The sequence below is a fragment of the Patescibacteria group bacterium genome (assembly GCA_024238995.1).
GTDB lineage: Bacteria > Patescibacteriota > Minisyncoccia > Minisyncoccales > JANBVM01 > JANBVL01.
The window spans coordinates 1-24,893 of record JANBVL010000009.1 but is presented as its reverse complement, the minus strand read 5'-3'; the positions used below and the strand labels follow the sequence as shown (position 1 = coordinate 24,893).

Annotated in this window: 23 protein-coding genes and 1 tRNA gene; 4 read left to right on the top strand and 20 right to left on the bottom strand. The window is 32.1% G+C overall.

The window, feature by feature from the left end; translation table 11 throughout:
• Positions 1 to 5 precede the first annotated feature (5 nt).
• From KJI70_03155 to lepB, 13 genes are all read right to left on the bottom strand, one after another.
• Positions 6 to 989 carry a hypothetical protein gene (locus tag KJI70_03155; protein MCP6718509.1) on the bottom strand — a complete coding sequence of 328 codons (984 nt, stop codon included), beginning with the start codon at positions 987 to 989 and terminating at the stop codon, positions 6 to 8.
• On the bottom strand, positions 986 to 2,290 hold the full coding sequence (locus tag KJI70_03150; GenBank protein ID MCP6718508.1) for a hypothetical protein: 1,305 nt from the start codon (positions 2,288 to 2,290) through the stop codon (positions 986 to 988). The genes KJI70_03155 and KJI70_03150 overlap by 4 nt, the downstream gene beginning before the upstream one ends.
• Positions 2,291 to 2,304: 14 nt before the next feature.
• Positions 2,305 to 3,759: a competence protein ComEC family protein gene (locus KJI70_03145; protein ID MCP6718507.1), complete on the bottom strand. Its 1,455-nt coding sequence runs from the start codon at positions 3,757 to 3,759 to the stop codon at positions 2,305 to 2,307.
• A 27-nt stretch (positions 3,760 to 3,786) separates the two neighbouring features.
• Entirely contained in the window at positions 3,787 to 4,497 is a 711-nt protein-coding gene (locus KJI70_03140) for an anaerobic ribonucleoside-triphosphate reductase activating protein (GenBank protein ID MCP6718506.1), read from the bottom strand.
• A 4-nt stretch (positions 4,498 to 4,501) separates the two neighbouring features.
• The gene (locus KJI70_03135) at positions 4,502 to 6,640 is read right to left on the bottom strand and encodes a ribonucleoside triphosphate reductase (protein ID MCP6718505.1); all 2,139 of its coding nucleotides are present in this window, start codon (positions 6,638 to 6,640) and stop codon (positions 4,502 to 4,504) included.
• A 79-nt stretch (positions 6,641 to 6,719) separates the two neighbouring features.
• The gene (ftsZ, locus tag KJI70_03130) at positions 6,720 to 7,655 is read right to left on the bottom strand and encodes a cell division protein FtsZ (protein MCP6718504.1); all 936 of its coding nucleotides are present in this window, start codon (positions 7,653 to 7,655) and stop codon (positions 6,720 to 6,722) included.
• Positions 7,652 to 8,860: a cell division protein FtsA gene (gene ftsA / locus KJI70_03125; GenBank protein MCP6718503.1), complete on the bottom strand. Its 1,209-nt coding sequence runs from the start codon at positions 8,858 to 8,860 to the stop codon at positions 7,652 to 7,654. Before ftsA ends, ftsZ begins: the two co-directional genes overlap by 4 nt.
• Positions 8,861 to 8,870: 10 nt before the next feature.
• Entirely contained in the window at positions 8,871 to 9,311 is a 441-nt protein-coding gene (ybeY, locus tag KJI70_03120; GenBank protein MCP6718502.1) for an rRNA maturation RNase YbeY, read from the bottom strand.
• A gap of 5 nt (positions 9,312 to 9,316) precedes the next feature.
• Complete coding sequence (locus KJI70_03115; protein ID MCP6718501.1) at positions 9,317 to 9,817, bottom strand: GatB/YqeY domain-containing protein; 501 nt, start codon at positions 9,815 to 9,817, stop codon at positions 9,317 to 9,319.
• 24 nt (positions 9,818 to 9,841) lie between these two features.
• On the bottom strand, positions 9,842 to 10,078 hold the full coding sequence (locus tag KJI70_03110; GenBank protein MCP6718500.1) for a hypothetical protein: 237 nt from the start codon (positions 10,076 to 10,078) through the stop codon (positions 9,842 to 9,844).
• A 21-nt stretch (positions 10,079 to 10,099) separates the two neighbouring features.
• A complete protein-coding gene (locus KJI70_03105; protein MCP6718499.1) occupies positions 10,100 to 10,459 on the bottom strand; it encodes a histidine triad nucleotide-binding protein in 360 nt (119 codons plus the stop codon).
• Positions 10,460 to 10,469: 10 nt separating this feature from the next.
• Positions 10,470 to 11,759 (bottom strand): histidine--tRNA ligase, encoded by a 1,290-nt coding sequence (hisS, locus tag KJI70_03100; protein ID MCP6718498.1) that lies wholly within the window; start codon positions 11,757 to 11,759, stop codon positions 10,470 to 10,472.
• 10 nt (positions 11,760 to 11,769) lie between these two features.
• Positions 11,770 to 12,312: a signal peptidase I gene (gene lepB, locus KJI70_03095; GenBank protein MCP6718497.1), complete on the bottom strand. Its 543-nt coding sequence runs from the start codon at positions 12,310 to 12,312 to the stop codon at positions 11,770 to 11,772.
• A gap of 94 nt (positions 12,313 to 12,406) precedes the next feature.
• Between lepB and pth the strand changes: the two genes are divergently transcribed.
• The 3 genes from pth (at position 12,407) to KJI70_03080 (ending at position 15,261) form a co-directional block, all read left to right on the top strand.
• The gene (gene pth, locus KJI70_03090; GenBank protein ID MCP6718496.1) at positions 12,407 to 12,982 is read left to right on the top strand and encodes an aminoacyl-tRNA hydrolase; all 576 of its coding nucleotides are present in this window, start codon (positions 12,407 to 12,409) and stop codon (positions 12,980 to 12,982) included.
• A gap of 96 nt (positions 12,983 to 13,078) precedes the next feature.
• Complete coding sequence (gene topA, locus KJI70_03085; protein MCP6718495.1) at positions 13,079 to 15,154, top strand: type I DNA topoisomerase; 2,076 nt, start codon at positions 13,079 to 13,081, stop codon at positions 15,152 to 15,154.
• Positions 15,155 to 15,178: 24 nt separating this feature from the next.
• Positions 15,179 to 15,261, top strand: a tRNA-Leu gene (locus KJI70_03080).
• 46 nt (positions 15,262 to 15,307) lie between these two features.
• On the opposite strand, the gene KJI70_03075 is transcribed toward KJI70_03080, so the two are convergent.
• From KJI70_03075 to KJI70_03065, 3 genes are read right to left on the bottom strand one after another with little or no spacing between them, the layout of a single operon-like run.
• Entirely contained in the window at positions 15,308 to 16,570 is a 1,263-nt protein-coding gene (locus KJI70_03075; GenBank protein ID MCP6718494.1) for a sugar phosphate nucleotidyltransferase, read from the bottom strand.
• Positions 16,567 to 17,523, bottom strand: coding sequence for a YvcK family protein (locus KJI70_03070; GenBank protein ID MCP6718493.1), 957 nt, complete (start codon positions 17,521 to 17,523; stop codon positions 16,567 to 16,569). Before KJI70_03070 ends, KJI70_03075 begins: the two co-directional genes overlap by 4 nt.
• Complete coding sequence (locus KJI70_03065; protein ID MCP6718492.1) at positions 17,507 to 18,139, bottom strand: L-threonylcarbamoyladenylate synthase; 633 nt, start codon at positions 18,137 to 18,139, stop codon at positions 17,507 to 17,509. The genes KJI70_03070 and KJI70_03065 overlap by 17 nt, the downstream gene beginning before the upstream one ends.
• Before the next feature lie 119 nt (positions 18,140 to 18,258).
• Here KJI70_03065 and murA point away from each other — a divergent pair, with 119 nt between their 5' ends.
• Entirely contained in the window at positions 18,259 to 19,527 is a 1,269-nt protein-coding gene (murA, locus tag KJI70_03060; protein MCP6718491.1) for a UDP-N-acetylglucosamine 1-carboxyvinyltransferase, read from the top strand.
• Positions 19,528 to 19,575: 48 nt separating this feature from the next.
• Here the strand turns inward: murA and KJI70_03055 are convergent, their stop codons facing one another.
• The 4 genes from KJI70_03055 to KJI70_03040 form a co-directional block, all read right to left on the bottom strand.
• The gene (locus KJI70_03055; protein ID MCP6718490.1) at positions 19,576 to 20,442 is read right to left on the bottom strand and encodes a thiamine pyrophosphate-dependent enzyme; all 867 of its coding nucleotides are present in this window, start codon (positions 20,440 to 20,442) and stop codon (positions 19,576 to 19,578) included.
• Positions 20,443 to 20,444: 2 nt separating this feature from the next.
• A complete protein-coding gene (locus KJI70_03050) occupies positions 20,445 to 22,088 on the bottom strand; it encodes a 2-oxoacid:acceptor oxidoreductase subunit alpha (protein MCP6718489.1) in 1,644 nt (547 codons plus the stop codon).
• A gap of 21 nt (positions 22,089 to 22,109) precedes the next feature.
• Positions 22,110 to 23,918 carry a glutamine--fructose-6-phosphate transaminase (isomerizing) gene (gene glmS / locus KJI70_03045; GenBank protein MCP6718488.1) on the bottom strand — a complete coding sequence of 603 codons (1,809 nt, stop codon included), beginning with the start codon at positions 23,916 to 23,918 and terminating at the stop codon, positions 22,110 to 22,112.
• 3 nt (positions 23,919 to 23,921) lie between these two features.
• Positions 23,922 to 24,893 (bottom strand): class I tRNA ligase family protein (locus KJI70_03040; protein MCP6718487.1); only part of this gene is annotated, 972 nt, incomplete at its 5' end.

The window sequence follows — 24,893 nt, the reverse complement described above, 5'->3', positions numbered from 1 at the left end:
ATTCTTTAAAATAGTTTTCTTGCTTGCTCCCATATCTCAACCCTTTGATGCTTTTCTTTCAGCCAAAACCACCACTCACCTCCCCATAAATAAAATTTGCTAAAGCCAGTATTTTTAGCAAATTCAATGTTCTGGTTAAATCTTTCAAGGCTCATTGTTTTACTTTGTTCTTCCAAAGAACATCTGGAAGTCGGAACAGGGCACCATGGTTCTGCCTGAAGTTCAACAGAAATCACATCTTTATTAAAAAGCTTTTTAATAATTTGGGCTTTTCTAGAATAAAAAACAGGTGGCAATGGATAACTGATATACATATCAGCCTCTGTCAACCAGGCCTTCCTATACATTGTTGTTCCAACAATATCTCCCAGCTTAGCTGCTTCTATCCAAAAAGACCACTCACCACTATCTGAGACTATTATTGGCCTTGTGCTGTCAAGCGATCTTACAAATTCTACTTCTTTTTTTAAGAAACTTTTATCAATCCAGGGGCAGTTACCGAAATTGAAAAGGGGCTCATTTTCAACCATCCAGGTGGTGATAACAGAATTATTTTTATACCTTAAAACAATTCTTTCAATTAAATTCAAAATTCTTTGCTGCTGCTCTTGTTTATTTAAATCTTTTGCCCAATTAGGGATGTGGCACTCTGGCCAGGAACCTGTTTTCATTCCAATAACCAGAATAACTTTTGCATTTTTAATTTTCGCCTGTTCAAGCTGCCAATCCAAATCATCAAAATTGAACTCATCTCTTGATGCTTCAATAAAATCCCAAAAAGTAATTAACTTAACATCTTTAATGTTTAAATCATAAAGAAGCCCTGTATAAGCCTCTTTCCAGTCCAAATCAAGGTTCAGGGCTTGTTTCTGGGAAAAATTAACTCCAAAAACAATGTTCTCTGCTCTTTTTGATGAACCAATAAAAAGATAACTGATAAAAAGCAAAATAATAATCAATAAAAAAAATATTGGTTTTTTAAATGTCATTTTGAATAAAATTCAGAAGGCTGAGAGATTATTTTTTCAATATTAAACACTCCTCTTTTTTCAGCCTCAATAAACCCCTGCATTGCTGCTTCAGCAAACCATCCGCTCTCTAATAAATCAAAAAGCCACTCATCAGCATGCTCAACAGTGTTTTGTAAAATACCAGAGCCAAGCTCTAAAAGCCAATTACGATTATATTCTTCCTGAGAGCCAATAATAGGAGCAATAATAATTGGCAGACCTAATCCAGTATAAAATGAAAGTTCACTTGGTTTTGTCCATAAAATATCTGTTTTTCTTAAAGCCAAATTAAAATCTTTGAAATAGCCGTGCATTTTATTATTAAAAATTATTTCAACTCCTGTTTTTAAATCTAATCTTTCAATGCAATTTAAGAAATAATCTTTTATTTTTTCTCTTATTCCAGCAACTAAAATAACTTTAACTTGTTTTTGTTTAATTTTCTCTTTTAAGCTTTTCATTATTGTATAACCAATTTCTTTTTGAGCGCCTGCTCCTCCAACAGCAAACATTATTGTTAAAATGTGATCTTGCTCTTCTGGCAAACTGCCTAAATGATTCTCAATTAAAGACTGATATTTGGAGAAATAACGTTGTTTTGGATCAAGATTCAAAAGCCTGTAAGATAAATCTTTTTTCAAAATCTCTAAGTCTTCGCTTCCAATATTTTCCAAAGGCAATGGATAGCCAGTTAAAAAAATGTTTTCTTGTCTCACTCCATAAAGCTTTAATCTTTCCACAATCCTTTCATTTGGCGCAAAATATTTAATTCTGCTTTTTTTAGGGTTTAAGGGAGCCCAAGGCCTTGCAATATCAGCATCGCAAACAACACAATATATATTACTTGGATAATCAAAAAACTCTGCCATAAAAGCAGGTGTAAAAAATGTTGAAACAATTGGACTGGGGCTTCTTTTTAATCTTTCGATTAAATCTTTTCCCCAGCCATTTTTAAATAATCCATAAATTCTTTTTAAGGAAAAATTAGGTTCTGACAAATCTCTTTTAGGGTAAAAAGAAAGGATTCTTTGAAACCTGTCAAAAACAGAAAAAACAAATTCGCCAATTAAAGGAACTCTTTTGAACCTTGAGATAGATTCATAAAACTTTTTTGAAGTTTGCCAGATTCTTATGTCTTTTTTGGGAATCCCATCGTAACTGTTTGCATGAATGATTTTATCTCCAAGAGCCAAATGCTTTAAAGGATAAGCAGTTCTTTGGTGTCCATAACCCATATCAACACTAACAATCCAAGCTTTTTGTTTGTCAGAGTAGTTCATAATAATTAATCTTATCAAAAATTAAACTTTTCGGTAAGTTTTTCTTGTAGTTTCCAAACTAAAAAACCTAAAACCAGATAACTAATCAAAATTAAAACCCAAGAAACATTTTCAAAAACCAGGTTTAGATAAGAAGTCTGAAAAGAAAAATCAATCACTTTCAAAATATATGTAAGTACTAAATAAACTGGGAAAGAAAAAATTAAAGCTAAGGAATTTGAAAATATTGCCAGTACTGAAACTAAAAAACCGAAAATAGTAATTATTGGAAGCAATGGAACAATTAAAACATTTGCAATGGGGCCTATTAAAGGAATATATCCAAAATTATATATTAAAACAGGAAAGGTGAAAGCTTGAGCGCTTAAAGTTGCAGCTAAGCTATAGCGAAGTTCCAGACTCTGAGGAACTTTCTTCAGCATATTCATAAAAAATGGTTGGAGATAAATCAACCCCACTACTGCTAAAAAAGAAAGTTGAAATCCAATATCAGTTAAAAGAAAAGGATTAAAAAACAACATTAAACTTGCTGAAAATATTATTGCCCTTGTCGCGTCTGATGCTCTTCCAAAATGCTGAGCTGTTAAAAATATTATTGCCATAACAGCAGCTCTTATCCCTGAAGCTGGAGCACCAATCATTAGAATATAAAAAATAATCAAGACAATTGATAAATAAAATGCTTGATGTCTCCAAAGGCCTAAAAACAAAAGAAAGTTTAAAACCAAGACGCTTAAAATAGTAGTATTCATACCTGAAACTGCTGTAATGTGACGAGTGCCAGTTAAATTAAATTTATTAATCCATTCTTTCGAAAAACCATCTTCATCACCAAATAATAATCCCTCTAAAAGCGCTGATTGAGGCAAAGAGACTATTTTATTTAAACTTTGTTTCAAATTATTTTTAATTAAAAAAAGAACTCTCATCATTAGATTGCCAGAATCTTTTTCTAATAATTCTATTTTTGGAAAAAACATTAAGCCATTAATGTTATTTCTCGCCAAATATTCTTTGTAATTAAAACTATCAAAAACCGGGGGCTCTTCTAGTGTTCCGGTGATTCTTATCTTATCTCCATATTCATATTCTGGATATTTAAAAGATGTTATTAAAATTTTTTCTTCAAAGTCAGTTAATTTAACTTCTAATTTAGAGCTTTTTTCTTTTTGAACCGGTTGGTTATTAATAATTCCAATTAACGAAATTTCTTGATTAATATAATTCTTAAGTTCATTATTTTCAATTTTCATTTGAAATAATTGAAAGCGCCACATCCCTAACACTAAAAATAATAAACAAAAGCCAAACACCACTACTTTCTTATAATCCCAAAACACTGAAATTAAAATCAAGCTAAAAATTAAAAATCCCAGTATAAATAGCTGGGAGATTTGAAAAGTTAAAGTTAAAGAAATGCCAATAATAAAAAATATTGAAAAGTATAGGAAAATTTTAGAGTTTGTCATAGTAAATTGACAAAACTGTTTTGATGTTTACCTCACCTGACAAACATCAAAAAAAGGAGAAACAGCTTGTTGAATTTCTAAAAGATATTCTCTTGAATAAGGCCTTAATTTTTCAAACCCAGGATCAATTGTCTTTTCCCCTTTAAAATTCTGCAAATAATATTTTTTTGCTGGCTTTATCCAGTCAACAATACCCAAAATGTCTTTTTTCCCATGAAGGCTTGGAACAATTGTTGTTCTGAATTCATAATCAATATTAGATTTTTTTAAAATATCAATGCTCTTTTCAATGTTTTTTACGATGTTGCTTTTCAAAATTCCTGAAGCATTAATGATCTGAATATATTTTTGTTTTGGAGCTTTAATGTCCATCGCAATATAATCAATAAGTTTTTTATTAATTAAGGTTTTGAGCATTTTAGGATTTGAACCATTGGTATCAAGTTTAACTAAAAACCCTAATTTTTTAATCTTTTTAATAAAAGACGGTAAATTGCTATTTATGGTTGGTTCGCCTCCGCACACTACTATTCCCTCTAATAATTCCTTTCTTGATTTTAAAAAAGAAAAAAAGTCTTTTTTTGAAATTTCTGGCTGAATTTTAATTTTTTCAGGCAAAACAAGTTCTGATGAATAACAAAAACCACAGCGGAAATTGCACCCAATAAGAAAAACCGTAGCTGCTAAATGGCCAGGGTAATCAATTAAAGTTAGTTTTTGAAGGCCGCCGATTCTCATTAATTCAACTAGTAGTTAATGATTTCTTTTTGACTTTAAACTCTTTTCTATCTTTCCATTCCATCTTTTTACCGTCGTTCCATTGTGACACAGGCCTAATGTAACCGACTATCCTAGAGTAAACTTCACAGGGCTGTTCAATAGTGCATTTTGGACACTGTAAATACTCTCCTGACAAATAACCATGAGCAGGACAGATTGAAAAAGTAGGAGTTAAAGTAATATAGGGAAGATGAAATTTTTCAAATACTTTTCTAACTAAAGATTTAACATTTGAAACCTCTGATATGTTTTCACCCAAAAACAAATGCAAAACCGTACCGCCAGTATACTTGCATTGAATATCATCTTGAAGCTTCAAAGCATCAAAGGCATCAGTAGTATAGTTAACTGGTAGTTGGCTTGAATTAGTATAGTAAGGAGTTTTTTTGGTTCCAGCAGCAATAATATCAGGATATTGTTTTTTATCTTTTAAAGCCAAACGAAACGCAGTAGATTCTGCTGGTGTTGCCTCTAAATTATAAATATTGCCAGTATCTTTTTGATACTTAATCAGCTTTGTTCTAATAAAATCCATTATTTCCAATGCAAATCTTCTTCCTGATTTTGAAGCAATGTCTTTTCCAATAAAATTCAAAAGCGCCTCATTCATACCAACTAAACCTATTGTTGAAAAGTGGTTGGAATAATAAACGCCTCTCATTTTTTTAATTCCTTCAAGATAATATCTTGAATAAGGATAAAGTCCTTTGTCAATATAATTTTCTAAAATCTTTCTTTTAATTTCCAAGCTCTCCTGGGCTAAACTTAAAAGTCTTTCTAATTTTTTGAAAAAGTCTTTTTTTGTTTTTGACAAATAGCCAATCCTCGGAAGATTAATTGTTACTACGCCAATGCTCCCAGTCAAAGCCCCTGCGCCGAACAATCCCCCTCCGCCACGGTTATGAAGGTCTTTTAAATCCAAACGAAGCCTGCAACACATGCTTCTAACATCTTCGGGCTTCATTTCAGAATTAATATAATTAGCAAAATAATTAGTTCCATATTTTCCTGAAGCTTCAAAAATTAAATCATAAGCAGGATCATCCCAGGAAAAATCTTTTGTAATATTTATTGTTGGAATTGGAAAATGAAATGGTTTTCCAGTTTTATCTCCCTCAAGTATCAACTCATAAAATGCTTTGTTAAAAACCTTCATCTCCTCTTCAAATTCAGCATAAGTTTCTTTCTGCGGCTTGCCTCCGATTACCACTGGCTGTTTGGCAAAAGAAGGCGATGGCTTTAAATCCAGAGTAATATTTGAAAAAGGGCACTGAAAGCCAACCCTGGTTGGAACAGCCATGTTGTAAAGAAATTCCTGCAAAGACTGCTTAACCTGTTTATAGCTTAAATTATCGTAACGGATAAAAGGAGCGAGCAATGTATCAAAATTAGAAAGAGCAACCGCTCCCGCCACTTCTCCCTGAAGAGTGTATAAAAAGTTTACTATTTGGCCCAAAGCAGCCCTAAAATGTTTTGCTGGTTTTGATTCTACCTTACCCGCTACTCCGCCAAAACCCTTTATCAAAAGGTCATATAAATCCCATCCAGAGCAATAAGTGCCCAATGTGTCTAAATTGTGCACATGAAAATCCCCAGACATATGTGCATCTCTTATTTCCTGGGGATAAACTTTGTTTAACCAGTATCTTTTAATTATGTAAGAAACGCCATAACGATTTAATCCTTGCAGAGAAAAAGCCATGTTTGCATTTTCCTGCACTTCCCAGTCAAGTCTTCCTAAATAATTATCAATCCTGTCCACTGCTTCTTCGCTAACTTTTATTGCTTCTCTTACTCTTCTGCGCTGTTCACGATAAAGAATATATGCCTTGGCAGTGTCAACCAGCCCTTCCAACATTAAAACCTCTTCAACAATATCTTGAATTTGTTCAACATAAGGAATTTCGTCTTTTTTAAAACGCCTGTTCAAAATTTTAATTACCTGATTTGTAACTTTTTTTGATTTCACGCCATCGCCCTGACCAGTAGCAGTAATTGCTTTAAAGACTGCTTTAGAAATTTTCTGACTATCAAAATCAACAATTGTTTCATCTCTTTTTTGAACCTTAGTGATTTTAATTTTGGCAATAATCCTAGTCATAATAATTACATTTTACTTTAACAAAAAAAGCCGGTCAAATCTGGCTAATTTCGTTAAAAATTAACGTTATCCACAGGGCTTAAAATCCTGTTACAATCACTGTTACTTTGATTTCTCCCTTTTTCAGCTGCTCATCATGAACAGCCCCAAAAATCACATCTGCTTTTGGATTGATTTCTTTTGTAATAATTTTCCCAATTTCTTCAATTTCAAACAATGATATGTCTTCTCCGCCAGAAACATTAAATAAAACCCCCTTTGCTCCTCTAGGAGTAATATCTAAAAGAGGGGAATTTAAAGCCAAAGCTGTTGCTTCTAATGCTCTTTTTTCACCACGCGACCTTCCCGTGCCAAAAAGAACGTTTCCAGAATTTTTCAGAATTGATTTAACATCAGCAAAATCAATATTAACTATTCCTGGAAGCATAATTAAATCAGAAATTCCTTTTACTGCTTCTCTTAAAATATCGTCGCAAAGCCAAAAAGCATTTAAAAGTGAAGTGGTTGGCTCTAAATAATGAAGCAATTTATCATTTTTAATCACTAAAAGCGCATCAACTTTTTGTTTTAATATTTTTTTACTGGCTTCTGCAATTTTTCTTCTATAAGCTCCTTCAAAAAAAAATGGCAAAGTTACTATTGCAACAATTAAAGCTCCTGTTTTTTTTGCAATTTGAGCAACAACAGGGCTTGCGCCGCTGCCTGTTCCCCCTCCTAACCCTCCAGTAATAAAAATCAAATCAGCCCCTCTTAATGACTCATGAATTTTATCTTCGCTCTCTTTAGCTGCTAATTCGCCGATCATTGGCTTCATTCCTGTTCCCAGTCCTTTAGTAATTTTTTCTCCAATTCTTAATTTAACATCAGCTTTGATCTTTTTTAAATCTTGATAATCAGTATTTAAGGCAATTAACTCAACACCTTTGATTCTTGCTTTTTTCATTCTTGATATAGCATTGCCTCCTGAGCCACCAACTCCAATTACCTTAATATTTGCTGATAAAATTTTTTTCATGGAATAAAAATTCTAAATATTTTTCTTAATTTTAACCAAATTTTTTTGAAAAAACCAAGCTTCTGTTCTTCTTCTATGTCAAACCCTAAAAGAGCTAAACCGCATGCGGTTGCCCAACTTAAATCTTTTTCAAAACCAATTATTCCTTTTGGTCTCCCTAAAGAACAAGGAAGGCTAAACTTTTTCTTTGCCAACTTAATCATATTGGGCAATTTTGCTCCGCCCCCAGCCAGAACTATTCCTGCAGGCAGCATTTTTTCTTTTGAGATTTTCTTAAGCTCTTCATTAACTTGTTCAAAAATCTCTGAAACCCTGACTGTAATAATATTTGTTAAAAAGCGCTGAGAAAAAATTAAAGGATCTTCGTCTAAAATATTTATTTTTCTTTTAATATCTTTTCCTTTAAAAACGCAGGATCCATGTTGAATTTTAATTCTTTCAGCAATATCAATATCAGTTTTTAACCCTATGGCAATATCTGTAGTAATATTTCCAGAGCCCATAGGAAGAACTGCCAAATGCACTAAATTACCTTCTTCAAAAATAACTAAACTTGTAATACCAGCTCCAATATCAACTAAGGCAACACCAAGTTCTTTTTGCCTGTCAGTTAAACATGCTCTAGCTGCTGCCAATGAAGACGACGTCATGTCTAAAGCTTCTAAATCAGAACTTAATATTGCTTGTCTGGTGTTTTTAAGATAAGGAGAAAAACCGCCCAAAGCTAAAATCTCTGTTTCTAACCTTACTCCTTCAAGACCAAGAGGATCTTTTATACCTCTTTGTCCATCAACAATAAATTCTTTTGGTAAAATCTCAAAAATCTCATTGTTTGAAGGAAGGCTTATTGTTGCCTGAGCAGCTTGTAAAACGCGGTTAATATCTTCTTCAGATATTTTTCTATCAGCTCTTGAAACAGAAACTAGGCCTCGGGAATAAGTAGAAAAAATATGACTTCCGCCTAAACTAATATAGGCTGAATTGATTTGCTGGTTTAAATCTTGAGAAGCTTTTGATAATAAGCTTTTTAAAACATTTGAAATCTTATCAATATTAATAACTGTTCCTCTTCTTATGCCGTCTGACTTTTGTTCAGATTTTAAAACAATCTCTATATTATTTTCTTTTTTATTTTTTTTAACAACTAAAATCTTTACACTTGATGACCCTATATCCAAACTAGTTATTATTTTTTCCCTTGGCATTTTAATTATTTTAAAAAATATTTGACAAATAATAATTTTCTCTTTCTCTCATTAATTTTGCCTTGCTCTCTGAAATCTCATGGTCATATCCCAAGATATGAAGTATTCCGTGAATCAGCACCCTGGTCAATTCTTTTTTAAAAGACACATTTAATCTTTTAGCATTTTTTTTAACATTACCAATACAGATTACTACTTCACCCAAAACGTTTAATTTCTTAAGTTCTTTTGACTTCCCTAAAAAATCTAAATCCTCAGCAAAGGATAAAACATCTGTTGAACGATTCTTACCCCTATACTTCTTATTAAGTTTTCTCATTCTTGCACTCCCTATTAAAGCTATTGAAAGAGAAGAATTTTCTTTTTTTTCCTTTTTTAAAACTTTTTGACTAATCTTTTTTAAAAAAACTTTATTTATCTTTGAAGTGGTCAAATTATTAATTTCAACCATAAACTTTAAGAAAGCAGCTTTCTAATAATTTTTGAAACTAAACTTCCATCTGCTTTTCCTTTTACCTGAATCATTATTTCAGACATTACCTTGCCCATGTCCTTAATATCTTTTGCCTCTATCTTTTCAATAACTTGTTTTGCTATTTTCTCAACCTCTTGTTCTGATAATTGTTCTGGTATGTATTTTTTTAAAATTTCTAATTCTTTTTGTTCTTTTCCTACTAAATCTTGTCTTTCCCCCTTTTCAAATCCAGCAATTGATTCTTTTGATTTCTTCATTTTTGAAAAAACAATATCCTCAATATCTTCGTCCTCTAAACTGCTTTTTTTATCTAATTCTTTTTCATCTAGATTGGGCTTTTCCTTGCTTATGTTATATCTTTTTTCTTTTTCTTTATTGAAAATATCAGCCTTTAACATTCTTAAAACAGAAACTTCAAGTTCTTTTTTCTGTTTTAAAGCGCTTTTAAAGTCATTCTCAATTTTACTCTTGAGTATATCCATAAAACAAAATAATAAAGATATAATTTATCTTCTTCTAAAGCTCTTTTTTAGAGTACCCATCTTTTTCATTTTCTCGTACTCTTTTCTTTTTTCTTCCCTTCTTAAAGCTGCCCTGTTTGTTAACTGACGGGATTTTTTCCTTTGTTTATACTTTTTTTTTCTCGCCCGCATTAAAAGCCCGCTTTGTTTTACCCTTTTACTAAAGCGTCTTATTAAACCTTGCGATGATTCTCTTTCTTTTTTTGTTATTTCCAAAGCCATTTTAATAGTTTTTATCTAGTATTATGGTATTTTTTGGGTCTGCATTTTTTCTTCTGTCTCCCATCCTCCTAAAATATGAAGGTGAAGATGATCTATAACCTGACCGCCTCCTTTGCCAACATTAAATGCTAATTTATACCCATTGTCTTTTATCCTCAGTTTTTCTGCAATTTTTTGTGCAGTTAAAACTAAACCTCCAATTAATTCTTTATCAGTTTCTCTTAAATGATTGACTGATTCAATATGCTTTTGAGGAATAACCAAAACATGAACAGGGGCTCTTGGATTAATATCTTTAAAAGCAACAAATTCCTTGTCTTTATAAATCACTTCTGAATTCATTTCTTTATTTACAATTTTACAAAATATGCAATGATCCATGGCTAAAAGATTATTTTTTTAATCTTTTCTTAATTTCTTCTACTACTTTGTCTAATTTCACTTCAGTTTGTTTTCCTGTTTTCATTTCCCTAATAATGATTGAATTTGCTAAAGCCTCTTGCTGGCCTAAAATCAAGCTATAATCAACACCAACTTTATCTGCAATTTTAAGCTGTGCCCTTAAAGAATCTCTGCCTAAAGAAAAATAAAGCGATGTTTTTGCTTTTCTGAAGTCTTCTACTAATTTTAAAGTTTTCCTTTTTGCCAAATTGCCAAGTTGAGCTAAAAACACTTTTGGAGCTTTTTTCTTGGGAATTTTTATTCCCTGATCTTTCATTAAAAGCATTATTCTATCAATTCCTCCTGCAATTCCCACGGCTGGAGTTGGTTTTCCGCCCAAAAGTTTTACTAAACCATCATACCTTCCTCCAGCAGCTAATGCAATAGTGGTTATTTCTGAAGATTCTTGCTTTTTTTCTTGAACAAAAAACTCAAAAACTGTACGAGTATAATAGTCTAGTCCCCTAACCAAGTGAGGATTTAGATTATATGGCAATTCAAGTTCATCTAAAAATTCTAAAAATTCTTTAAAATGTTTACGGCAGTCAACACAAAGATGATTAATTGTCTGTGGAACTTCTGAAATTGTTTTTTTACATTTTTCCTGTTTGCAGTCTAAAATCCTTAAGGGATTCTCTTTTATTCTTTTTTCACAATTTGGACAAAGAGTATTAACTCTTGCTCTTAAATAACTAACTAAAAGCTTTTTATAATATGGCCTGCAACAACTAGCTCCAATGCTGTTTACCTCAACAACTACATTTTTAATCTTTAATTCTTCAAACATGCTAAAAGTCATTTGAACAATCTGAGCATCAATAGCAGGACTTTCTTCTCCTATTGATTCCAGACCAAACTGCCAAAACTGACGAAATCTTCCAGCTTGAGGTTTTTCATAACGAAAAAGAGGGCCAGAATACCAAAGATTTACTGGTCTGGGCAAATTCTTCATGCCATGTTCTATATATGCCCTGACAACTGGCGCAGTGCCTTCAGGTCTTAAAGCCAGATAATCTCTTCCTTTTGTTCTTAAAGTAAACATTTCTTTTTTAATGATATCAGTGGAAAGGCCTATTCCTTTTGAAAAGAGCTCTTGCTGTTCTAGTATGGGAGTGTCTATTTTTTCAAAATTATAAAAACCTGCAATGCTTTCAACAATTTCATTAATTCTTTTACGATATCTGTGATCCTCTCTTAAAATATCGTGCATTCCTGTTGGTGATTGAAATTTTAATTTCATAAATCAAAAATTAGTAAGCTGGGGATTCTATTTTTGCCAAAGCTGTAAATGGCCAGGCCCTTAAATAAACTTTACCAACAATAAATCCTTCTGAAAGTGAACCCCATCGTCTTGAATCAGAAGAAAAAGTTCTGTTATCTCCTAAAACAAAATACTCTGTTTCAGACAAAGAAACCTTAGTAATGCCTCCTGTATATGCATCTTTTAAATATTCGGACTCGTCTAAAACCCAACTGCCTGTATTGTCGGCAATTGTTATTTGTCCATTTTTAATAAGTATTTCTTCTCCTGGCAAGCCAATAATTCTTTTAATATATCTTTGAGTAGGACTTTTAGGGTATTTAAATACAATAACCTCTCCTCTTTGAGGATCCCTAAATCTATAAGTAATTTCATCAACAATTAAGTAATCTCCATTAAAGAAATTTGGCTCCATTGATATTCCTTGAACAAAAAAGGGCTGAAATAAAAAATAGCGAACAGGAAGCACTATTGCAATTGCCAAGATTATTATTTTAATTGTTTCAAGTAAAAAAGCGAAAAAATCCTTCATAATAGGCTTATTTTACCAGTTTTTTCTGATTTTGCAACCTCCTTAAACAAATCATAGCCTTGAGTATATTTTAAATTTAAGAAATAATATTTATATGAACATAAAACTTATTATTGGGTTAGGTAATCCAGGAAAAAAATATGAATCTACCAGACATAATCTTGGCAGATCAATAATTCAAGCTTGGCGAAAACAAGCCGGTTTTTCTGATTTCAAAGAAAAGAAAAAAATGCAAGCTTTGGTTTCTGAAGATAAGTTCCAAAAAGAAAAAGTTGTTTTAGCTTTGCCTGAAACTTTTATGAACTCATCTGGACAGTCTATAAAACTGATAGTTAAAAACTACAAAATAAAACCAGACAGTGTTGTTGTCGTTCATGATGATTTTGATCTTGATTTGGGAAAGATAAAAATATCAAAAGACAGAGGATCTGGAGGACACAAAGGAATTCAGTCAATAATTAATCAATTAAAAACAAAAAGTTTTGTTCGTTTTAGAATTGGAATAAAACCAAAAAGGAAATCAAAAGATTTGGATAAGTTTGTTTTAAAAAAATTCAGCAGAACTGAACAATTAATAATTAAAAAAATAATTAAAAAAACCTTAGAAGCAATTTCTTTTTATATGGAAAATGACTTGGAAAAAGCAATGAATGAATTTAATAAAGAATGAACAAAATCAAAACTATTATGAGCTTAAAGCCCAAAAGCTTGACTTAAAATAGGAAATACCTCTTAATACAAAGGAAGAAATTCTAATTATTCAAACATGAAATTAGTAATAGTAGAAAGTCCTACGAAATCTAAAACTCTCAAAAAGTTTTTAGGAAAAGATTATAGTATCTCAGCAACAATGGGACATATTCGTGATTTGCCTCAGAAAAAACTCGGTATTGATATTGAACATAATTTTGAACCTGAATACAAAGCAATTGAAAAAAGAAAAGACACAATAAAAGAATTAAAAAAAGAAATTAAAAAAGCAGAGGAAATATATTTAGCAATGGATCCTGACAGAGAAGGAGAAGCAATCGCCTGGCACTTGAAAGAGCTTTTAGGATTAAAAGACGCCAAACGCATTGTGTTTCATGAAATTACAAAATCAGCTGTTGAAAATGCTGCTAAAAATCCAAGGAGTATTGATATGCAATTAGTTAATGCTCAACAGGCAAGAAGAATTTTAGATAGATTAGTTGGTTACAAACTATCTCCTCTCTTATGGAAAAAAATAGCAAGAAAATTATCTGCCGGAAGAGTCCAGTCAGTTGCTGTTAGATTAGTTGCTGAAAGAGAAAAAGAAATTGAACAATTCAAGCCGCAGGAATACTGGAGCATTGAAGCTCTGTTTGAAAAAGAAAAAAAAGAATTCAAAGGGCTGCTTATTAAAAAAGACGGAAAAGTAATTAAAAAATTAGAAATTGAAAACAAAAAACAAGCGCATCAAATCTTAAAAGATTTAAAAAAAGCTGAATACGAAATCATTGATATTGAAAAAAAGGAAAAATTAAGAAACCCTTTTGCTCCTTTTAAAACTTCTACACTTCAGCAGACTTCTTACAGCAGATTCCGTTATCCAGCAAAAAAAACAATGTATTTAGCCCAAAAATTATATGAAAAAGGTTTTATTACATATCATAGAACTGATTCTTTAAGTCTATCTGCTCAATCTCTTGGTCAGGCTAAAAAATTTATCATTGATAATTACGGCAGCAATTATTGGCCAGGATTTTCAAGAAAATTTAAAGCAAAGGGGAAAGCGCAAGAAGCTCATGAAGCAATAAGGCCAACTTATCCAGATAAAACTCCAGAAAGTCTGCAGAAAAAATTAGACAGCAGCACTTTTAAATTATATCAATTGATATGGCAAAGATTTATGGCAAGCCAAATGAAGCCAGCTATTTTCAGTGCTATAAAAATCGACATTGAAGCTAAAAACTATATTTTCAGATCTAATGGCCAGACTTTAAAATTTGATGGGTTTTTAAAAATATATCCAGTCAAGTTTGAAGAAAATGAACTTCCTTCTTTAGAAATTAGTGAAATTTTAAAACTTATTAAAATCATTCACAGCCAACACTTTACCCAACCCCCTGCGAGATATAATGAAGCAAGTTTAATCAAAACTCTGGAAGAGCATGAAATTGGAAGGCCATCAACTTATGCTCCAATAATGTCCACAATTCAGCTAAGAAATTATGTTGAAAAAGATGAGCAAAGAAGATTTAAACCAACTGAAATTGGAATTAAAGTAAATGATTTGCTGGTAAATCATTTTCCAAAAATTGTTGATATTGGATTTACAAAAAAAATGGAGCAAGACCTAGATGAAATTGCAAATGGAAAACAACAGTGGGTTCCAGTAATTAGGGAATTTTACACTGGTTTTGAAAAAACTTTAATTGAAAAAGAAAAAGAACTTCCTGATAAAAGATTAACTTATGAAAAAACAAAGAAAAAATGCCCTGAATGTAAAAGCCCAATCTTAATTAAGTTTGGCAGATTTGGTAAGTTTTATGCATGTTCAAACTGGCCTAAATGCAAATACACAGATTCAATTAAAAAAAATGAGTTGAAAATCAAATGTCCTAAATGCGAAAAAGGGGAAGTTGTAGAAAAAAGAACTAAAAGAAAAAAAATCTTTTACGGTTGTTCAAACTGGCCCAAGTGTGATTTTGCCACTTGGGACAAACCTGTTACTAAAAAGGCATTATTAAATTTAGGTAAAAAAACTGTAGAACAATGTCCAGAATGCAAATCAGCTTTAGTTGAAACCAAAAGGAAGCAAATCAAATGCTCAAGCAAGGAGTGTAAATATGTTCAAGAGGAATTGACAAAGAAAGAATAGTTATGAAGAATTAAATTAAACATCGGGCGAGTGGTGGAACGGAAGACACGGTAGATTCAAAATCTACTGAGCGCAAGCTCATGAGGGTTCGATTCCCTCTTCGCCCACATAAAAACCGCTTTGAAATAGGCGGTTTTTACTAATATCTGTGATTTATTTCTTTTTTTTCTTTATTATTCTTTTAAACTCTGTATAAAACAGTTGATTATCTCCAATATTTTTCATTACAATTGAACGTGGCCCAATCATACATCCTGAACCAATCAATACGCCAGGCATAAAAGAACAACTAATACCTGTTTTTGTACTATCACCTATCACGCAACCGAATCTCTTTAATCCTGTTTCAATTTTTTCATCTTTCACAACGCTTTCTACAACACCTCTATCAATTCTTACATTAGCAGTAATTGCATTAGCTCCAATCCTGCAATTCTCTCCAATTATTGAATCACCAATATATCCTGAATGCATGTGACTATTTTCTTGAAAAACTACATTCTTAACTTCTCCATTTGTTCCAATTACAGCTTCATCTTCTAAATTAGTATAATCTCTAATTAAAGCATTGTTTCCAATAATACAATTATCGCCAATATAGCAGGGGCCTTTAATTACTGCGTTTTCAAAGACTTTTGTATTCTTGCCAACATATACTTTTCCTTGAATAACAGCTTTTTTTGAAATTTGAGCTGATTTTTCAATTTTTGACTCTAAGAATTTATCAAACAAATAATTTTTCATTCCAAATAAATGCCAAGGATATTTTAATAAAGGCCTTTCATCTGTTTTTGAAATTACAGCCCCAACATCGTTCTCTTTTACATATATATTTAAAGCATCTTCAAAATCATACACATGCTTTTTCACTTTTTTATACGTTTTAAAAAACTCGGACCCTAAAATATATACTCCCACTACTTTTATCTTTGATGACTCTTTTCCTTTTTTTGGTTTTTCAATAATGCCTAAAACTTTACTGCCTTTGAGTTTCATTATTCCAAATAATTGTGGATTTTTTGTTTTCTTACCAAATAAAAGATTCTCATATTTTTTAATTTGCGCTTTTGCGCTTTCGAGTATTTCATATACATCAACCCTTTCTGCGTTAATAACTAAAAACCTGTGTTTTAATAAATCTTTAGCCTGCCACAAGGCATTACCCATTCCTTTGGCTTTTTTCTGAGTTAAAAATTTTATCTTTACGCCTAGTTTGTATTTTTTAAGCTCTTTCTCAACATCTTTTGTTGGATTTTGAATTATGACTGCATTTAAAACTCCTGCTTGTTTTAATGATTTTAAAGTATAAAAAATCAATGGCTTCCCCATTATTTTCATTAAGCATTTGTTCTTTCTATTTAAAGGCCAAAAACGGCTGGAATTGCCTGCAGCTAAAATTACTGCTTGTTTTATCATATTAAGGAAAGAATTATTTTTACAACCTTATCTGAATCATGAATAATCTCGCCTGTTGAGGTTATCAAATCTTCTCCAATAAACTTTTTATTCTTTGGCAACTTATCAAAATCAACTAAACTTAAAAACTCAGGATGTTTTTTTTGATTTAGTTTTAATCTTTTAGAAGAAGGTTTTTTTCTATTATAGATTACGTAATCTAACTTGTTTTTTAAATATTTTTCTATCTCATTTGAAAAATCTAAAACACTAAATTTATTTGTTTCACCATGTTTGGTCATTAAGTTGCAAATATATACTACCTTAGCTTTACTTTCTTTAATTACTTCAGACATTCCGTCTGTTAATAGGATTTGAAGTAAAGATGAATAAAGATCACCAGGTCCAATAACAATTAAATCTGCTTTTTTGATTGATTCAACTGCTTTAGGATAAATTTTTGCTTTTGGTTTTAGAAAAATTCTTTTAATCTTTAATTTTCCATCATGCTTGGGAACATCAATATTAGTTTCACCTATAACTATTTTTCCATTTTCTAACTCTGCGTAAAGAGTAGAATTGTCTAAAGTTGCTGGCAAAACCTCGTGTTTAATATTTAAGATCTTATATATTTCACTAGAAATCTTTTCGTAGTCATTTTTTGTTGAAAGCTCTAGGGCAGTAATCAAAAGATTAGCAAAATTATGCCCTTTTAAACCGCCTGTTTGAAACCTATAATTTAAAAGATTTTCAATAACAGGAGAGGTATCAGCTAAAGCAATAAATGCCCTTCTAATATCACCAGGAGAAACAATCTTGTAATCTTTCCTTAAACGACCCGCTGAACCACCTGAATCAAGCATTGCGCAAACTGCCGATATTTTTACCGGATGTTTTTTAAGACCAGTTAAAACTGCCTTTGGCATGGCATTGCCACCTCCCAAACAAACTATTTTTTTATTCTTTAAGCTCATTTAAAATTTGGTTCTTACTAATTTCACCTTCCCTTATAACCTTAACATTTTCCAAATCAATTATAGTAGAAGGTAAAGACTCCTTTAAATTGCCAGCATCTAAAACTAAATCTGGCTTATTCTTTTTATACTTAAATTGTTCCAAAATTTCAACTATCTTCCCTGATGCTTTTTTGCCTGAAATGTTTGCTGAAGTTGCTATAACAGGGCAATTTAGCTCATCAAGTAAGCTGTTTAAAACCTTATAATAAGGAATTCTTAACCCAATCTTGCCATTCTTGCAAACTCCCAACCATACTTGGTAAGAGGTTTTTGCTTTTAAAACTGCTGTTAATTTTCCTGGCCAGAATTTCTTTAAAAATTCCTCCTGCTTTTTATTTATATGAACTAATTTTTTAGCTGTTTTCAAATCTTTAATAAAAACTGGTAAAGGTTTTTGGACTTTTCTTTTTTTGACTTTAAAAACCTTTTCAACAGCATTTTTATCTGTAGCATCAGCTATCAAGCCATAAACAGTATCAGTAGGACAGATTATAATTCCTTGTTTTTTAACTGTAAAAACAGCTTGCTCCAATACCTGCTTTGAGTTTTTTTCAGTAATCTTTAGAATTTTCATTTATTATTATAGCAATCATTTCTCTTTTAATCATAATTATTTATAACGTATCATAGTAAAATTCATTATTTATTACAACATATTTGCCAAAAATAACAATTCGCCATATAATAACCCATATGAAAAAGACGTTTACAGTGAAAGGATCTCAAAAGCCTCTTGAGGGTGAAGTAATAATTCAAGGTCACAAAAACGCTGCTGGCCCTATTTTATGCGCTACTCTAATATCAGAAAAGCCTTCAATTATTGATAATATTCCAAGAATCAGTGATATTTTGAATTTAATTAAAATCTTGGAACAAATGGGTGCTCAAGTAGAATGGATCAATGATCATAAAATTAAGATTGATCCTAAAAATGTTAATCCTAATAAAATGCCTGCTGATTTATTCAAAAAAATGAGAATGTCAGTACTCTTGATTGGTCCTCTTTTGTCCAGATTCAAAAGTTTTAAAGTACCTCATCCAGGAGGAGATAAAATCGGCTTAAGGCCAATATCAGCTCATTTAGATGCATTTAAAAAATTAGGGGTTAAGTTTGAACTATCAAACGGTTTTTATCGTTTTCAAGCCCCAAAAACAATTTATGGAAAAAGAATTGTTCTAAAAGAATTTTCAGTAACTGCAACTGAAAACTTAATGATGTTAGCATCTAAATGCCAGGGAACAACTAAAATTGAAATTGCTGCCTCTGAACCTAATGTGCAGGACCTAGGAAACTTTTTAATGAAAATGGGTGTAAATATTAAAGGGAATGGAACTCATACTTTAGAAATTCAAGGAACGCAAAATTTTTCTGAAGCAACTCATTCAATCTGCCCTGATTTAATTGAAGCAGGAACATTTTTTTTAGCATTTGTTTTAACTGGTGGCCAAGGATTAATTAAAAAAGTTGATCCAAAGGCTTTAACATTTTTCCTGGAGAAAATGAAAGAAATAGGAGCCAACTTTGAATTAAGAGGGAATGAAATTCATATAAAAAGATCGGAAAACTTTAAACCTGCTAAAATTCAGTCTCTCCCTCATCCTGGTTTCCCCACAGACCTTCAGCCTCAAGCAACAGTATTATTAACTCAAGCTCAAGGAAAATCATTAATCCATGACCCATTATATGAAAACAGATTCGGCCATTTATCAGAATTAAAATTAATGGGTGCTGATATTGAAATCACTGATCCCCACAGAGCTTTAGTATTTGGAAAAACAAAACTTACTGCTAATGATATTTCTGCAACTGATATCAGGGCTGGTGCAACACTGATTTTAGCAGCTTTAATTGCTGATGGAACAAGCAGGATTCAAAATGTTCACCATATTGAAAGAGGTTATGAAAGATTTGAAGAAAAATTAAGAAATCTTGGAGCAGATATTCAAATTGAACAAGTTTAAAAAAACTATTTTTCAAATGAAAAAACCCGCGCTCAACGGGTTTTTTGTTTACTGGAATTGTTTTATCATTTTCTCCCAATCAACCTCTCTCTTAACTTTATACCAAGGCTGTTTTAATGTTTGTCTTCTTTCTTCAAAACTAGGCTTGTTTATTTTATAAAACACTCCAATGGGAATCTTGGCATTCTCATCTAAAGAATAATTCCACTCATGAGCTTTTTTTAGAGCCTCCTCATAACTGGAGTTGTCATGGTCCTCTAATTTATATATTCTTTTTTCAAGGTATTCTTGTGGATTATTGTAAATTAAACAAGGCTGGAGAACATCAACTAAAGCAAATCCTTTGTGCATTACTGCTTTTTTAAACAATTCTTTTAAATGGTCTTTTTGATTAGTATAGCCACGAGCAACAAAAGTAGCTCCACTTACTAAAGCCAGAGCAATTGGATTCATTGGCTCTTCTAGTTTCCCAAATGGAGTTGAACCGCTAATAAATCCTTTTTCTGAAGTTGGAGATGCCTGACCTGTTGTTAAGGCAAAGACCTTATTATTGTGCACAACCATTGTAAAATCAGTATTATAGCGGCAAGCATGGATAAAATGAGCCATGCCTTCAGCATAAGTATCACCATCTCCTCCAAAACCAATTACAGTTAATTCTGGATTGCCTGCTTTCATTCCAATACAAGGAGGAATAACCCTGCCATGCAAGCTGTAAAACCCGTTAATGTTAATGTAATCAAAGATTTTGGCATGACAACCAATTCCAGATGCCATAGCAATATTTTTTTTCTCAATTTTATTTTCATTTACCAAATCAACTAAAACATTCTGTATAGCATTCAAAAGTATGAAATTATAGCAGCCAGGACACCAAGTATTTACTTCTTTTGTTTGAAAATCTTGCATTTTCATAATTAGAATTGTTTAACTTTGTTAATTATTGTTTCAGGGATAAATGGACGAGCATCATACTGCAGCACCTTATTCTTAATTAGATGGCCAGTTTTCTCAGCGATAATATCGCCTAATTGTCCTGTAGCATTATTTTCAACAAGAATAATTTTGTCAGAATTCTCAAGCTCTTTTTTAACCATATCGGTTGGAAATGGATTAATGTAGGAAATCTGCATGAACCTATAACCTTCCAAATCTTTTAAAGCATCAAGAATTGCACCTTTGGTTGAACCCCAGCCAACTATTAAATTCTTCCCTTGACCATAAATAGAAACTGGATTTAACTTATTGATTTCTTCAGCAATAGTTTTTTCTTTTTTTAATCTTTTATCAGTCATTTTATTCATCCATTCACTTTCTTCAGTAGTATTTCCATATTCATCATGTTCATAACTTGTTACTTTAACAACAGGGCCTTGTCCTGGAACAGCACGAGGTGAATTGCCATCTTCTGTAATTTTATATCCTTTATGATCATCAGAAGGATTTTCTACAATAAATCTATCAGAGCTTACAGAAGATTTCTCTAATTTAGCAAAAGTATAATCACTTTCTGCTAAGTGTTTGTCAGAAAGCAAAATCACCAAAGAACGATATTTATTAGCTAAATAAAATGCCTCTTGAGTCCTTGTAATTGCCTCTTGAGGATCACCGGGAGCAACAACAATTCTGGTAAATTCGCCGTGACCAATATTAACTGCAAACTTTAAATCAGCCTGAGCAGTATATGTTGGGACACCGCTAGCAGGACCAGTTCTCTGGGCTAAATATGCAACCAAAGGGATTTCACTCATTCCAGCCAAGCTCATTGCTTCGCCCATAAGGGCAAACCCTCCTCCTGAAGTTCCAACCATGGTTTTAGCACCAGCAAAAGAAGCGCCAAGCGCAGTATTAACAACTGCAATTTCACTTTCAAGCTGTATAACTAATAAATTATGGTCTCTTTCTTTTGCTGCCAAATGGTGAAGAATTGCAGTGGCTGGTGTCATTGGATAAGCAACATAAACATCAATCCCAGATGCTATGGCTCCAGTTGAAACAGCTTTGCTTCCAGAGATAAAATATTTTTGATCACCTAATTTTTCAAACTTTTCCTCTTCTTTCCCTAAATCATAACCAATTTTTGCTGCTCTTTTAATTAATTCAATTTTCTTTCCTCCAAATCTTTCCTCCAGCTCTTTCATTAGAAAATCCTCGCTCATTCCAAAATACTTAAACAACCAGCCAATTAGAATATCATTTTCTATTACCGGTTTAGCATCTAAGTCTTTTAGAATGGGCTCTATATCAATAGGATAAAACTTTTTCTCTGTTTTTAAGTCTTTATCGCCTATAATAAAACCATTTTCTTTTAAACCTTTAGCATGTTTATCAATTGTATCCTGATCTAAGGCAACAATTAAATCATATTTATCGCTATGGGAATAAACAGGTTTATCAGAGATTTTGATCACATTAAAATTATGTCCCCCTCTAATTAAAGATGGATAGTCTCTATAATTAAAAACATAGTAACCTGAAGAAGAAAAAACCTCTCCTATAAAGTATGAGGTTACGTTAGTCCCTTGACCTGCTTTCCCTCCAATTAAAATTGTCTTTTCCATAAAGTTTTTTTAATTTTTAAATTATTCAACTGTTACGCTTTTTGCTAAATTCCTTGGCTGATCAACATCATGGCCAAGCATTGTGGCTATATAATATGCAAAAAGATGAAGCGGGATAACTGACAACATAGGAGTTAACATTTCCAAGGTCTTTGGTATATAGATTACATCATCAACTATCTCTTTTATTCTTTCGTTGCCTTCAGTGGCAATTGCAAGGACTGGTCCCTTCCTTGCTTTTACCTCTTCAATGCCTAAAATCATTTTATTATATACAGAATCAGAAGGACAAATCGCTATTGTTGGAAAATTCTCATCAATTAAAGCCAATGGCCCATGTTTTAATTCGCCGCTAGCTCCTCCTTCAGCATGAAGATAAGAAATCTCTTTTAGTTTCAAAGCTCCTTCCAAAGCAATGGGAAAATTATATTTTCTTCCAATAAACCAGAAATTTTTAAAGTCTTTGTATTTTTCAGCTATAGCTTTGATTTGTTCTTTATTTTCTAAAATCTGTTGAGCTAATTCTGGCAGCTTTTTTAATTCTGAAGTGATCCTCTGTCCAAGAACAAGCGACATATTGCGTCTTCTTCCTAAATAAACTGTAAGCATTGCTAAAGTTGCTAATTGACCTAAAAATACTTTTGTAGAAGCAACAGCTATTTCAGGGCCTGAACGAGTATAAACTCCAGCATCTGTTTCTCTGGCCTGGGTTGAACCAACAACATTTGTAATTCCTATTGTTAAAACTCCTTTTTTCTTCATTTCTGTTAAACCTGCTAAAGTATCAGCTGTTTCTCCCGACTGGGAAACAAACACAGCAGCAGTGTTTTTATCAATAATTGGTTTTCTGTATCTAAATTCAGAACCAATCTCTGCTCCAGTTAAAATGCCAGCGTACTCCTCAAGCATATATTTGCCAATTCTTGAAGCATAACCAGCAGTGCCACAGGCAACTAAAATAATTCTGTTAATTTTATCTAATTTATCTTCAACACTATCTAAACCACCAAGTTTTACTGTTCCTTCATTAGAAATCAACCTGCCCCTAATTGCATTTTCAATTGTTTCTGGTTCTTCCATTATTTCTTTAAGCATGAAATGTTCATATCCTTTTTTCTGAGCATCTTCAGGAGTCCAGTCGATAGAAATTATGGGTTTCTCCTTAAGAATGAAAAAATCTTCTGGTTTTAGGACAGCAACTTCATTATCATCTAGGGTAATAATTTGCCTAGTATGAGTTATTATTGCTGCTGGATCAGATGCAATCAAAAGCTCATCTTGACCAACACCTAAAATCATTGGAGAAGATAAACGAGCTGCAACAATTTTCTGAGGCTCTTTTTTAGACATTAAAACAATCCCGTATGTTCCTCTAATATCTTTTAGTATTTTTCTAAGCGCCTCTTCTAAACTGCCATTATAATTCTCCTCAATTAAATGACACAATACTTCAGTGTCTGTTTCGCTTGTAAATTTATGGCCTTTTGAAATTAATTTTTCCTTAAGCTCCTTATAATTCTCAATAATTCCATTGTGAGCCAGAAAGATATCCTTATTGCAGTCAAAATGAGGATGAGCATTCTCATCTGTTACACCTCCTGTGGTTGCCCACCTAGTATGACCAAGTCCAGCAACCCCCTCAACAGTTAAATCAGAAAGGTTTTCTGATTTTGAAATCTTGCCCACCTTCTTATAAACAAAGGGTTCTTTATCTTTATTAAAAATACAAAAACCGTAGCTGTCATAGCCGCGGTATTCCATTCGCTTAAGCCCGGATAATAAAACCGGGAAGGCAGGTTTTTTACCTAAATAACCTATAATTCCGCACATTGTTTAAATTACAATGTTTATTAATTTATCTGGAACGAAAATTATCTTTTTAATACTTTTGCCCAATATTCTTGTTTTAACTTTTTCACGATTTAGTGTCAAATCGCGTGCTTTATCTTCAGAGACATTAGCTTCTACTTTAATTTTATCCCGAACCCTGCCATTAATTTGAATTATTAAGGTAATTGTTTTTTCTTTTGCTAATTTTTCATCATATTTTGGCCAAGCCTTGTTATGAATTGAATCTTTGTTGCCAATTTTTTTCCAAAGCTCTTCAGTAATATGAGGCGCGAATGGAGCCAGCAGCAGCAGCATTCTTTCAATCACATCCTTTCCAATGCTATCCTTATTTTCAAAACCAAAATTAATAAATTCCATAAATGCAGCTATCGCTGTATTAAACTTCATTTTCTCCATGTCAGTCTCTATTTTTCTGTTAAGTTTATGAATTTTTTTAATTGCACTAACAGAACTTTTTTCGTTCTTAAGGCAATCAAAAGTTAACTGCCATGCTCTGTTTAAAAATCTATTAACACCTTTAACCCCTTTACTATTCCATGAAATTGCCTGCTGGAAAGGACCCATAAACATTTCATAAACCCTTAAAGTATCAGCTCCATGTTCTTTAACAATATCATCAGGATTAATTACATTCCCAAAAGATTTTGACATTTTTCTTCCATCTTCAGCTAACACAACACCATGTGATGTTCTTTTAGCATATGGTTCTGGCTGAGAAACAACTTTAATATCATAAAGAAACTTATATATAAATCTTGAGTAAAGCAAATGCAGAGTGGTATGCTCCATTCCGCCATTGTACCAATCAACTGGCATCCAATAATCTGATTTTTTCTTATCAACAATTTGTTTGTCATTATTTGGATCAACATATCTTAAAAAGTACCAGTTAGAACCAGCCCAGTTAGGCATTGTATCAGTTTCTCTTTTCGCACTGCCTTTGCATTTTGGACA